Source organism: Psychromonas antarctica, from assembly GCF_022267535.1.
GTDB lineage: Bacteria > Pseudomonadota > Gammaproteobacteria > Enterobacterales > Psychromonadaceae > Psychromonas > Psychromonas antarctica.
On the sequence record NZ_JAHNZV010000076.1, the window covers coordinates 1 to 14093 of the forward strand.

General features: G+C 43.7%; 8 protein-coding genes. 2 read left to right on the top strand and 6 right to left on the bottom strand.

Annotation, left to right across the window (positions count from 1 at the left end; all coding sequences use genetic code 11):
* Nucleotides 1-239 precede the first annotated feature (239 nt).
* The 4 genes from KSO91_RS12930 to KSO91_RS12945 form a co-directional block, all read right to left on the bottom strand.
* A complete protein-coding gene (locus KSO91_RS12930) occupies nt 240-980 on the bottom strand; it encodes an ice-binding family protein (RefSeq protein ID WP_238743416.1) in 741 nt (246 codons plus the stop codon).
* A 477-nt stretch (nt 981-1457) separates the two neighbouring features.
* Nucleotides 1458-1598 carry a DUF3096 domain-containing protein gene (locus tag KSO91_RS12935; protein ID WP_238743417.1) on the bottom strand — a complete coding sequence of 47 codons (141 nt, stop codon included), beginning with the start codon at nt 1596-1598 and terminating at the stop codon, nt 1458-1460.
* A 155-nt stretch (nt 1599-1753) separates the two neighbouring features.
* Nucleotides 1754-2884 (bottom strand): ice-binding family protein, encoded by a 1131-nt coding sequence (locus KSO91_RS12940; RefSeq protein WP_238743418.1) that lies wholly within the window; start codon nt 2882-2884, stop codon nt 1754-1756.
* A 279-nt stretch (nt 2885-3163) separates the two neighbouring features.
* Complete coding sequence (locus tag KSO91_RS12945) at nt 3164-5563, bottom strand: ice-binding family protein (RefSeq protein WP_238743419.1); 2400 nt, start codon at nt 5561-5563, stop codon at nt 3164-3166.
* 539 nt (nt 5564-6102) lie between these two features.
* On the opposite strand from KSO91_RS12945, the gene KSO91_RS12950 reads away from it, so the two are divergent.
* Nucleotides 6103-9186: a PAS domain S-box protein gene (locus KSO91_RS12950; RefSeq protein WP_238743420.1), complete on the top strand. Its 3084-nt coding sequence runs from the start codon at nt 6103-6105 to the stop codon at nt 9184-9186.
* A complete protein-coding gene (locus tag KSO91_RS12955) occupies nt 9183-10736 on the top strand; it encodes a sigma-54-dependent transcriptional regulator (RefSeq protein ID WP_238743421.1) in 1554 nt (517 codons plus the stop codon). Before KSO91_RS12950 ends, KSO91_RS12955 begins: the two co-directional genes overlap by 4 nt.
* Before the next feature lie 155 nt (nt 10737-10891).
* On the opposite strand, the gene KSO91_RS12960 is transcribed toward KSO91_RS12955, so the two are convergent.
* Together KSO91_RS12960 and KSO91_RS12965 are read right to left on the bottom strand one after the other, a co-directional pair.
* Nucleotides 10892-11875, bottom strand: a complete 984-nt coding sequence (locus KSO91_RS12960; protein WP_238743422.1) for a lipid A deacylase LpxR family protein — start codon at nt 11873-11875, stop codon at nt 10892-10894.
* A gap of 283 nt (nt 11876-12158) precedes the next feature.
* A complete protein-coding gene (locus tag KSO91_RS12965) occupies nt 12159-13715 on the bottom strand; it encodes a diguanylate cyclase (protein ID WP_238743423.1) in 1557 nt (518 codons plus the stop codon).
* Nucleotides 13716-14093 lie beyond the last annotated feature (378 nt).

Consider the following 14093-nt stretch of genomic DNA (forward strand, 5'->3'; position numbering starts at 1 on the left):
AGCGCTTTATTGATTATTTTAACGAGAATTTAGCAAAACCATTTAAATGGACGTATAAAGGTAAGGCTTTGTCGGCTTGAACCAATTATGAACATTATCACACGGACTTATGAATCGAGGTACTAGTGATTGCAGAACAAGCTGAGTAACCGATGAAAAAAAAGATCACAAAAATTAATATGTAACCCTTTTAAACTTAACTGTGCTGATAATTTTAATTAGTAGTAACTGAGCGGTCTTTATTCAGCAGGCTCAGTAATCGCATTCTGTTGTAAAGTAACCGCTGTTTGAGCGAGTAATCTACCGGTAACAGAAGTGCCTGTATTCACGGCGATCAATGTTTTACCTAGGACGATACCTTCAAAATGCGCATTCGTTCCAAGCGTAGTTGAGCCTGCTACTTGCCAAAAGATGTTTTTGGCTAGCGCGCCGCCAGCGAGAGTGACTCTCTTCGCATTAGCCTGCGTCAAATCACCTGATACCTGCATGATCCAAACATCAGTTGGGCTGCCAGAAAGAGTGACATCGGTGCTGATATTAACATCTGTAGACCATTTATAAAGGCCAGGTTGCAAAGTTAGACCGCCAATTTCGCCTGCACCAAGTTCATTGAAATCCGCTGAAACGCGTCCTGCCGCATCATCATAAGCAAATCCCATATCGCCAATAGCTAATTCTAAATAGCTCGCTGAATTAATCGCGCAAGGCAATGGACCCGCAGTGTCAACAGTGTAAATATCGCCCGTCACTTCACTGCAGCTAAGTAGCATCGCTGCACCCGTAATTGGGCTAGTACCGACATCGCCTACAATTGCAGAGCGATAAACATCGGTAATGCCAGTTTGACTCAAAATAGTAAAAGAACCTGCGCTTTTAAGATCAACTGCAGTTGGTCCTGCGGCCATTACATTACCAACAAACAAGCCGCCAATAATTAATGGCAACAGTAATTTTTTAGAATTGTTTTTTAGGATGTTCAAAGTATTTCCTCCAGATGGAATTTTGAATTTGGCAGCAACCGCATTGTTACTACCTTCATTCTTGTATGGGTATTGCAACGAACATGCCGAACTGCATTTTTACTTGAGAGTTTTTAACTTATTGATAATAAAGATTAAAATTAATGGCGATGTCACAGGGCCAGCTAAATCTGTATTGGCGACCAGAATATTTAAAAGAACTTCTATATATGACAGTTTTTGAGTTGGCGAATCATGATTTTTTCAGTTGATTACCAGCAAAAACTATTCTCTCAATAACTTAAGGATAAATTTGATGGCTACCGCGGTAAGGAATTTACCGAGCAGAGAAGCTCGGCTTTTATCACTGTACTAACTTGCCACATGTGGCGTACTTTCATTTTGCTTTTGACAAGTTAAGCGCAAGGATTTAGGTGGTCACAATGAGTGGAGATCACTATTAACAGCTTTGTAATAGTGATCTTTACAGCGCTTTGCTTAGCGGATCCCGAGTAAGCTGAGCGCACCGTAAGCAATCAGAAATAAAGCAATTGCATAATTGAGGTGGCGCGGCTTGATCCAAATAACGATACCGGCTGCAATCGCGAGGATTGGAATTAAATCAAAATGGATTGTCATCAGAGATCTCCTTGGGGGCAAAATTTTAAGTGAAATGGATAAAGGTTAATTTTTTTGATTATAAAGTACAGTAAAAAAATGGCCATACCGCAAACAAAAAAGAAAAGGATCGTGAGATCCTTTTGATGGTTATTTAACTTCACATTAAATGACTATTACAGTGCGGGCTCAGTCACTGCATTATGATCTAAAGTGACTGCAGTTTGCGATAACAATCTGCCAGTTACGGCTGTATCAGTATTGACGGTTATCCCTTTTTCAGCGAGAACTATGCCTTCAAAATGCGCATTTGTACCAATAGCAACGCCGCTACCGCCTCCAACCTGCCAAAATATATTTTTGGCAGTTGCGCCGCCAGCTAATACAATGCTGCTTGCATCAGCTTGCGTAATATCACCGGCAACCTGAAAAATCCAGACATCATTAGCACCACCAGAAAGCGTCACATCAGTTGAGATCAAAAGACCTGAACTCCACTTATAAAGGCCAGGTACTAACGTTTTGCCACTGATATCTCCCGCGTGCAGTTCGGTAAAGTCGGGCAAGGTTCGGCCTGCCGCATCTTGATAGGCGAGGCCCATATCAAGTACTGCGTTGGCAACTAACGTATTATCCGCTGCAGCACCTTTAAAGCAGTTAATTGCACCACTACCTGTGTATGCTGCATCCGAACCATAAATTGTGCCGCCTTTCATTTCCGAACAAAATACATTGTCCATCGCCGCAGCTGTGATAGGGCTTGCACCAATGTCTCCGATGATAGCGGAAGCTGGGATATTAGTGATCCCAGTTTTACTTAAAATAGCGAAATCACCAGCTGTTCGCAAGTTGACCGGAGCAGGTCCGGCTGCAACCGCTGTGCCGGTCATAAAGTGCCAAACAACATTTTCTGCCATTGCATTAGCAGGCTCCGCTAAATCAATTATTGCAGTAGTTAAGGTAACGGTATAAAGGGTATCGGCTAGTAAATTATTAGCTGGATTGAAAGTGGCCGTCGTCTCTTGAAAGCTAATATCACCTGCAACATTGTTTGTACCATCACTTAAGGTAAAGCTGCTTTCGTTTAAGCTAGCGAGATCGAGCACTTTATTAAACTTAACAGTGATACTTCTATTAAGTACAACATCACCAGCTGAATCTGCAGGGTACTTTGACTCGACCATCGGTGCTGTGGTGTCGTCCACTGGTGGCGTCGAATTTATATTATTACAACCCGTGAGAGAGGTAAGTAGCACTAAAGCACTTGCCCATATTGTTGGATTAAAATAGTTAGATTTCTTATTCATATGTATATCCTTTCAAAACTAGAAGATCGCAGTCAAAAATAGCGGCGATCACAACCGGAAAAAACTCAACCGGTGAAGAAGACTTTCTTATATTTTCTGCTAATGGTACCCGATGACAAAGCTATCTAAATTAATTACCAAAGGTTTGCAGAGTAATGCGAATGAACTCTGATTATTCTTACCAACCTAAAACCAGGTAGGGGAGATATAAACGTGGCACTTGAAGAGGCAGTATTCGTTGCCTGCCTCTTCTTTTGCTATCTAAAATTCGATACACGTTTAGGGTGCTGTTAGGTTATTGGAATCAAGTGTAACCTGATTAGTGACTGCAAATAGGCGTCCGGTGACGATGGCGTTAGTCAATACATTAACCTCTGACCAAGCAAATACGTTTCCAAAGAAGGTTGTGTCAGTTCCAATAACGGTCTTTCCGGCTGTTCTCCAGTATACATTCTTTGCTTGTGCGCCATTAATTAGGACGATGTCGCCGCCTGGCGCGCCAGTGGTGAGGTTACCGCCAATGGTAAAGATAAATATCGCATCTGGATTACCTTCAGCATCAAGTGTGAGACTACCTGTCTGGATAGTGACATCTGATGCTGTTTTATAAACGCCACGAGTCATCGTCAGATCGCCCAGTTCAATAGGACAAACTTGAGTTGCAGCGTTTGGATTAGGATCTGCCGCAAGAAAGTTATAGGCGATCCCAAGGTCAGTTCTTGACTGATTGATAAATGCGACCATTGATGCATAAGGTGCGGGAACAACATAAGGCGGAGTGCTATCGTCGCCCGCATAAGACAAGCCATTCGTTAGTTCAACAAATTTCCCCGCATCGACGCCTGTAGTGAAGCCCGCGTAGTAAGAGCGTGCCTGATCAAGAATCCCTAAATCGCCACCGACAAGCACTGAACCGCTAGTCGTGGTGATGGCCTGTGAGGCAAGAATAACAAAACGCTCTACTTCACCCAACTCAGGTGCCAATGGGTTGTCGAGCAGCGCAGCTTCAACAGTTAATGTTGTATCAGCCGATATCGCACCAATAGTTGCTGCAATCAGCGTCGATCCTACTTTGATTGCACTAGCGCGTCCGCTACTTACCTGTCCATTGGGAGTCATTGTGGCAATCAGCACATCACCTGAAGACCAAGTGACCGTTGCGGTGATGTTACTCGAACTACCGTCTGAATAATTACCGGTAGCAACAAAATTCTGTTTGCTGTCTTTAACAATACTCGGATTGATAGGCGTTATAGCAATAGAGTCTAATGTCGCAGCGGTGACTTCTAGGTCAGTATAGTCTGATAGGGCGCCTAACGTTGCGGTAATACTTGTCGTACCTGCAACAAGACTAGAAGCCAGTCCATTATTGCTGACAGTAGCAACCGAAGGCTTGTTTGAAGACCAAGTGACCGATCCTGTAATATCAGCAACAGAGCTGTCCGAGTAAGTTCCCGTGGCGGCAAGCTGTTTATTCACGCCGCTTGGAATCGTTGGATTAATTGGTGACACCACAATGGAGCTCAACGTTGCTGTGGTGATAGTGAGCATACTATTGCCCGATTGAGCGCCTGAAGTTGCTGTAATAAGCGATTGTCCTGCAGCCACTCCACTTGCAAGCCCCCCTGGATTCACTGTGGCAACTAGCGTATCAGCGGATGACCAGACGCTAGAATCGGTGATATTAACCGAGGTACTGTCGGAATAAATACCCGTGGCGGTGAATTGCTGGGTCAATCCTTTGGCAATGGTCGGATCAGCCGGTGTTACCGCAATTGCACTCAAGACAGCATCCGTCACCGTCAATGTCGACGTGACGGACTGTGTTTCAAAAGTTGCCGTTATAAGCGATGAACCGATGGCAACCCCGTTGGCAAGACCACTATCATTGATAGTAGCAAACACAATATCTGCAGATGACCAGCTGGCCGATGCCGTAATATCGGCAGAGGTACCATCTGAATATATGCCTGTAGCCGCAAATTGCTGGTTTAAACCGAGAGCAATGCTTGGGTTAACAGGTGTTAGCGTTATTGAAGTCAATATCGCATCCGTGATAATTAGCTCGGTAGTTGCTTCCTGCTCACCTAATGATGCGCTAATAAGCGATGATCCGATAGCTATTCCGCTAACAAGGCCACTCTCATCAATAGTAGCAATTGATTCATTACCTGATGACCAAGTGACAGATGTTGTTACGTCAGGGGACGTTCCATCGGAATAAGTACCGGTGGCAATAAACTGTTCAGTCAAGCCATTAGCAATACTGGAATTGGCTGGTGTGATTGTAAGAGCACTTAAGGTTGCATCTGTAACAGTTAGGGTGGACGTTGCTGATTGGGTGACAGAAGGAGTGCTAACGGATGCTGTGATAAGCGATGAGCCTGTTGCAACCCCTGTGGCGAGACCACTGGCATTTATTGTGGCAATATTTAAGTTAGCAGATACCCAGATTACTGATCCGCTGATATCAGAGGAAGTACCGTCGGAATAGGTGCCCATGGCAATGAACTGTTTGTGCAAACCATTGGCCACATTTGCATTAGCAGGCGTAACCGCAATAGCGGTAAGCGTCGCGCCTGTATCGTTAGTACCGCCATCTCCATTACAGCCCGCTAATAGGAAAGCCCCCACTAGCATAGTAAATAGAAGGTAAACCTTTGTTGTAAATATATTCATATAATTGTGCCTTATAAATCCTGATAAATTACGTTTATTTATTCTCTGCTACATCCGCGCAACCTGTTTTTCTGATTATGATTGCGGATCACGCTGTTTAGTTATCTGTAGGTTTATCGTTGCATGCAAAAAACAACAAGCAATGAGATAACGAGAATATCGATAGGTATATTTGCAACTAGCTTGCCAATATTAGGAGATATCAAAAAACAGCTTATTAATCCCTTAATAACAATCGCTTATAATTTATTTTATGATTTTCACCGAGGTTGAGATAGCTCATTAGCCCTCAATATATGACAGAACCTCAGCATGTTGAGGCTTATCTTTTTTTGATGGGTAAATAATACAGATTTCGAGGGATAAGTTTAGTTGCTCTTAGTAAAGAAATGTTATATTCGCCGTACTAAAAATTAATTCAAGACGCTTGAGGCTGCATCAAAATTGTTGCCCTTTGTCGTCCCTGCATATCTGTTTCGCTTGTGGAGCCCATATAGGCCACCTCGACTGGAATTGACAGATGGTTATAGAGATTAGCAATGAAAAGTGATAATAAAATAAGTACGCCTGTTTCAGCCAGTAAAGTGAATCGTGATATGCAAGAGAGATTGCGGACTAAAGCGGTTAAAACGCACTCCATTAAAAGCCAACAAGGGCCCAAGGATGGAAACGATGTCGATATGATTGAAGCTGCACTGGAAGAGATCACCGAGCTCAGGCAAGCTGAGGAAGCGCTGCTCAATGCCGGGGCATTGCAGCAGGCGATTTTCAATAGTGCTAACTTCTCGTGCATTGCTACAGATGCCAAAGGGGTCATCCAGATTTTTAACGTTGGCGCCGAGCGGATGTTGGGTTACTCGGCCGATGACGTGGTGGACAATATTACCCCTGCCGATATTTCTGATCCCCAGGAAGTGATCGCGCGTGCGGAGGCGCTTTCTGCTGAACTTAGCACGTTGATAGAGCCTGGTTTCGATGCGCTGGTATTCAAGGCGACACGCGGGATTGAAGATATTTATGAATTGACCTACATCCGTAAGGATGGCAGCCGCCTTCCTGCCGTGGTGTCGGTCACGGCACTACGCGACGAGCAGGAGGCTATTATCGGTTATCTGTTAATAGGCACCGATAATAGCGTTGGTAAACAGGCAGAAGAAGCGTTGCTCAAGGCGGGAGAGCTGCAGAACGCCATTTTCAACAGTGCCAATTTTTCCAGTATTGCCACGGATGCGCAAGGCGTTATCCAAATATTTAATGTCGGCGCCGAGCGTATGCTCGGTTACACAGCGGAAGAGGTAATGAATAAGATCACCCCCGCTGATATTTCCGATCCGCAGGAAGTGATTGCGCGTGCAGAAGCGCTTTCAGCTGAACTTAACACGCTCATAGAGCCGGGTTTCGACGCGCTGGTATTTAAGGCGACACGTGGGATTGAAGATATCTACGAATTGACCTACATCCGTAAGGATGGCAGCCGTTTCCCTGCGGTGGTCTCGGTCACCGCGCTACGCGATGATCAAAACAGTATTATAGGTTATCTATTAATAGGTACCGATAACAGTATCGGCAAGGCAGCAGAAGAGGCTCTTATCAAAGAAGGTGCTCTGCAAAGTGCCATTTTTAATAGCGCCAACTTTTCCAGTATTGCCACGGATGCCCTAGGCGTTATCCAAATATTTAATGTCGGTGCCGAACGAATGCTTGGTTACACCGCGGATGAGGTGATGAACAAGATCACGCCCGCGGATATTTCTGATCCGCAGGAAGTTATCGAGCGAGCCAAGGTACTCAGTATTGAACTTGATACTGCGATTACACCGGGGTTTGATGCGTTGGTGTTCAAAGCCCGGCGCGGCATTGAGGATATCTACGAACTGACCTATATCCGCAAGGACGGCAGCCGCTTCCCAGCCGTCGTCTCGGTCACTGCGTTACGCGATGAGCAGGAGACGATTATCGGCTATCTATTGATCGGTACCGACAACACCGCGCGTAAACGCATCGAGGAAGAACAGAAAGAACTCGGTCGGCGCCTGCAGGATCAACATTTTTATACCCGTAACTTGATTGAATCCAATGTTGATGCGATAACCACTACAGACCCGTCAGGTACCATTCTCGATGTCAATAAGCAGATGGAGCTGCTCACGAATAGTAATCGTGATTCATTGATCGGTACGCCATTTAAAGACTATTTCACGGATCCGGCGCTTGCAGCGGCCGAAGTAAAAAGGGTACTAAATGAAAAAAAAGTCTCCGACTGTGAACTCACCGTTAACGCCAAAAATGGTAAAAAAACGGTGGTCTCTATTAATGCGACTACCTTTTATGATCGCGAGAATAAACTGCAGGGGGTGTTTTATGGCGCGCGCGATGTGACAGAACGCAATAGATTGAATCAGAAATTATTAGACAAAAACGTTGAACTGGAAAGTGCTACAACTGCCGCAGAGAAAGCCAACCTTGCTAAATCCGATTTCCTTTCTAGCATGAGTCATGAGCTGCGTACACCACTTGGTGCGATCCTTGGTTTTGCTCAACTAATGGAATCGAGCACTCCACCACCAGAACCCGCTCAGAAACGCAGTATTGCTCAGATTCTTAAGGCGGGTTGGTATTTGTTGGAGTTAATCAATGAAATCCTTGACTTGGCGTTGATCGAATCGGGTAAACTGCCGATGTCAATGGAAACTATCTCGCTGGACGAAGTGATGCAAGAATGTATGTTGATGAGCGAGCCGCAAGCGAAGAGGCATGGCATTAAGATGATTTTTAACCGATCGGACACGACGAACTTTGTTAACGTCGATCGGATCCGCCTCAAGCAGGTGATTATTAATCTGCTTTCTAATGCGATTAAATACAACCGCGCTGGTGGCAGCGTAATACTGGAAAGTAGCCAAAGCACAAAAGAGATGATGCGGATCAGTGTCCGCGATACTGGCGAAGGGCTGTCTGCTGAACAACTTGGCCAACTTTTCCAACCGTTTAACCGTCTTGGACAGGAAGCCAATAATCAAGAGGGAACCGGTATCGGACTGGTGGTCAGTAAACGTTTGGTAGAGTCTATGGAAGGCATTATTGGCGCACAAAGCAGTGTCGGCGTTGGCAGCGTGTTCTGGTTCGAGCTAAAACGGACAGATGAACCCGCATCTGGCCTGGACGCTAACGCTTCGATGGCCTCGCTACCACTACAATGTGAGGATCCAGAACAACAACAAACATTACTCTATGTTGAGGATAATCCGGCCAATTTGATGCTCGTCGAGGATATTATTTCGCGTCGGCCCAATCTGCGCTTCCTCAGTGCAGCGAACGCTATCAACGGCATCGAGATGGCACATACCTATCAGCCGGATGTTATCCTAATGGATATCAACCTGCCGGGGATTAGCGGCTTGACCGCATTGAATATTCTCAGGGAAAATCCGACCACGGCGTCGATTCCGGTGGTGGCGCTCAGCGCGAATGCTATTCCCCGCGATATTGAGAAAGGTCTGGACGCTGGCTTCTTCCGCTATCTCACTAAACCGCTGCGTATTAATGAATTTTTGAAGACATTGGACATCGCACTTGAATATGCCAATCAGTCAACGGAAATCCCACATAAAGAGGTGAAATGATGCCGATCGCTGCAACTAAAATTCTCAAAGCCAAGATTCTTATTGTCGATGATCAAGAGCCGAATGTTATTTTGCTTGAACAATTACTCCTTGAAAGCGGTTATACAAGGGTGACTACAACTATGGATCCTGAGGCTGTTTGTGCGCTAAATAACGAGAACCATTATGATCTTATTCTGCTTGATCTACAGATGCCTAAGATGGATGGATTTGAAGTAATGGCTGCGCTTAAAGCTGAGGATACAAGCGACTATCTTCCGGTGCTTGTTCTCACAGCCCAACCAGGTCATAAACTGCAGGCGTTACAATCCGGTGCTAAGGATTTTATCAGTAAGCCCTTTGATCTAGTTGAAGTCAAAACGCGCATTCATAATATGTTGGAAGTACGGTTACTGTATAAGCAACTGGAGAACAATAACAATACTCTGGAAGAAACGGTGCAAAAGCGCACGGCTGAGCTGAGCCGCACCAATCTGCAACTCACGGAGGAAATCGATGAACGTAAAAAGGCTGAAGCTTCACTGCAAGGGGCTTATACACAGATCAAACAATTGAAGGACAAATTTCAAGCTGAAAACGTTTATCTGCAGCAGGAAGTTGCACGGCAGTTTAATTTTGATGAAATAATTGGTAATAGCAAACTTCTCTCACAGGTGTTTCTGAAAGTTGAGCAAGTCGCACCAATGGATGCCACTGTACTGCTGCTTGGCGAGACGGGCACAGGGAAGGGCGTTGTCGCCCGTGCTATCCACAGTCGCAGCTCACGGAAAAAAAGACCTTTGATAACGGTCGATTGTACCACTTTGCCGGCAACGCTTATTGAAAGTGAACTCTTTGGCCGAGAGCGCGGCGCTTTCACGGGTTCGGATAGCAAACAGATAGGCCGTTTTGAACTCGCTGATGGCGGTACTCTGTTTCTTGATGAAATTGGAGAGATGCCGCTGGAGATGCAGGCCAAACTGCTCAGAGTCATTCAAGATGGTGAATTTGAACGTTTGGGGAGTTCCCGTACTATTAAGGTTGATGTGAGAATTATCGCTGCGACCAACCGCAATCTGATTGATGAAGTTCGTAATGGTAAGTTTCGTGAAGACCTTTTCTATCGCCTCAATGTATTTCCTATCATTCTGCCACCACTACGACAGCGTAAGGAAGATATCTCGCTGTTGGTCAACCATTTTGTTGCTAAGTTCAATAAGAAGATTGGTAAGCAGATTGAGACGGTCAGCAAAGAAGCCCTTAGCGTCCTGCAGGAACATCACTGGCCTGGCAATGTACGCGAGTTGGAGGGGGCACTCGAACGAGCGGTGATCCTCAGTGAAGGAAGTTCACTGCAGATACTCGATCGCTTCGATACCTTTAAAAAACTGTCTCCTAGCGAAGACTCTTCGGTCAAAGCGCTGGTTGAGCTAGAGCATGATCATATCGTTAAAGTCTTGCAGCAAACAGGCTGGCGGATAGAAGGGCTGAAAGGAGCCGCGCTGATCCTCGGCCTTAATCCCAGCACTTTGCGTGCCAGAATGCGTAAATATGGCATAGTGCGCCAATAACACTAAATCCACTCATTTTTGTTTAATATCAGTTGTCGATAATGACAACGCATTGCAATCTATTATCATTAGGTTGCAATTTTATATCACAAAGTGTTGTCGCAGTTTCATTTATTAAATGTTCTCTTTAGGCGCTGGATAAATAGTGGTTAGCGTTAAAAATAGTAAGTGACGGATAGTGAGCCAAAGCGCGAGCGCTCATTTTGTCCTTGATACTGTTCCGATAGTCGCAATACAGTGAACAGAAAATTCCAGTTATATATATTAGCCATCAGGCCCACTGATGCCCCATATTGGTGACGAATGATGTCGACACTGTGGCTGTCTTGAAAGGTATTACCATCCATAAAAATATCATTAGCGACATATAATGCGGACGCATTAGCAAATAAATACCAGCCATCGGGACTATTCTGAGGCCGGTTTAATTTTTGCATCGGAAATGCAGACGCTGAGGAAAAATTACTATGCAGATCTTGTCCCCAACGAAAGCCGATTCCGACACCTAGATCAGAACGAAGTGTGCCAAATCCGCCATTGATGCCTGTTAGCGTATCAAATTCTGTATTTCCCAACGTTTTGTCATAAATACGCCATAAACGTTCTGCCTGTAATCGAAAAATAAATTCATTAGATAGTTGATTCTCCCACCCTTTTGTATCGCTTGCTCCACGTAGGTGATGGACGACGGCTTGTGTGAACTTTGTACCGGTAACGGGGCCCACCATACCTAAAATTAAACTTAAGCGGTCAATGGTTATTGTATCATAGGCGCTTAATTGCCCTTGCCAAGCAAGCATGCCGACATACGGTGCATCTTCTGTTACAAGTTCGGCAACTGAATCATCAATTGCTGTTTGCATTAACTGGGCAACACGGTAAGTAATGGCGTAACGTTTATCTTGTTGTGCATTTAAATAACTTTTCTGAGCAACATAAGCCAACCAGTCCGGCAAGGCTTGCTCATCCAAACGTTGGATATCATCGTATCCCCAAGTCGCAATCAAACCGTTGCTATAAAGTCCGTCTTCGTTAAAAAAGAAATCATTTTCGAGTGTTACACCGAAAAAATCCAGATTGTTATCGGCATAGTTAAGTGGCGTAAATAAAATTATTATAAGCAGTGTTAGTGTTTTCATCACTGACTCCATCGACTGACTATTTTATCTGCTAGTGCGTTGTTTGTTAATAATGCCTCTTATCAATTTAGATTCCGGTGAACAGAGCTGTAATTAAGCTATTGATAGCTACCTGATGCTGACTTTCCGCTTTAATAATAGACCTAAAATACATTTCCATGGGCCGCCTTTACTGCTAGGGCAGAAAACGATCTCGTGAAAATACCTTTGCAGAATAAAAGCTTAGGCGATGAGATAAGGGCTAATAAACGATCGCTGTAGGAGAATGGTATATTGTTCTTTTCTATAAAACGACAGTACGATTTTTACCTTCGTGCTTCGCTATGTATAAAGCTGCGTCTGCACGGCCTATAAATTTTTCGTGTGTTTCATTTTCTCGGTACTCCGTTACGCCCATGCTACATGTTATTTTTTGTTCAATGCAAAATTGCTTATTGAAAACGACTTGTAGCAATTTATTAGCGATCTCGTCGGCCGTTAATAAATCTGTTTCAGGCAATATAATAATAAACTCTTCTCCGCCCCAACGGCCTATAATATCTGTGCGCCTTGAGTGCTCGGTCAGTATATTAGAAAAATCTTTAAGTATATGATCGCCTATATTATGACCAAAGGTATCATTCACTTCTTTAAAATCGTCAATATCGATGAAAATACATGATAGTTTCCATTTGTAACGTATTGATAGGTCTATATATTCTTCGAGACTCGCAATGACCTTATGACGATTAAATAGCTTGGTAAGCTGGTCATGTTCAGCAATTACAAGCAACTGAGTATTACGTTTAGATGCGATTAAATTTCTATATATTAGGTATCCAATAACAATCACCATAAAGACAGCTATTTGCCACAGCCAATAGTGATTAGTTTTTTTGTCGGTGCCCGAATTACCTGAATAGATAAAATCTGAGATATCATACTGCTTGTTTAAATGCCCGCTAATCAAGTAAACATTAGCCATTGCTGCAAAACGGCTCTGAGTCATGCTGCCAAAAGGAATCTCATCTACCAGGGCGAGCTTCTTTAACGCTTTACCTTCATAAATAAGCGCATTCAAAGTGTGATTTTGGGGGGTGTAGTTGTCGAAAATAAGTTTTGCTGTCTCTTCAATATGATTAAATGCATAGCGCCAACCTTTAACGGAAGCGTCAATGAATTTTTGAGTTAATACAGGATTGTCGGTGATCGTCTGGTTGTGGGTGAATAATATGTCACTGTACATATCGAAACCATAATCTTCTGGGTGGATAATAGAATAAGGTTGCTTTAAACGGCGCATTTGAAACGGTTCGTTAGCGACATATGCCCCCATCACATCGGTGTTATTATTAATCAGATCTAGAATGTTGAAGGTATGATCTTGATGAATATAGTCAGTCGTAGAAATACCCGCTTTAAGTAGCATGGCCTGAAGTTCGGCGACATCCAGAGCATCATTGGTCAGCATGATACGTTTGCCTTTGAGTTCGGCTGGACTGCTAATATCGCCACGCGTAATTAACATCAATGGAGATTTTTGAAATGTGGCGTAGAGCGCTGTGATAGGGGAACCGTTGCCTTTGTTGACGAGAATGGAAGAGCGACCGACTGCAAAATCGGCTTCTTTATCGATAATGGTTTTAACAATACTCATACCATATTGATATTCACGAATCTCGACCTCTAAATTTTCTCTTTCATAAAACCCTTTTTCTTTGGCAATATAATATCCAGCAAACTGAAACTGATGCTTCCAGAGGAGTTGCAGCGATACGGAATCGCGAATTTCGGTTGCTTGGCTATGATCTGTCAATAGCACGATAAAAAGTGCTATCAAATAATGAATAATACGATTCACAAACACCCCTTATTGAGGATCCTAGGTTAAATATATACAAGTTACAGACTTAACTTTAAATAAATGATTAATTTGAGTGATTATGCTTATTGCCGCTTTTTCATTAAACTAAATATAGATGATATTTACTGATCTCGCTTAAATGCGATAGGCGTTAAGCTTGCTGATAAAGGCTCTTTCCATAGCATTATCTGGCGTTTAAATGTCAAAAATAAAGAGGTAAAACCAGTTTATCCTTCTATTTATTAATATAACCTGAATTCTGGATAACAGAATAAAAAATTGAACTAAATGCCCACCAAGCGATCAGATCTTTCGACCAAGAAACGATTTGAAAGCAAACAAGGTGGGCATATGAATAACTTAGTGGAATTATTT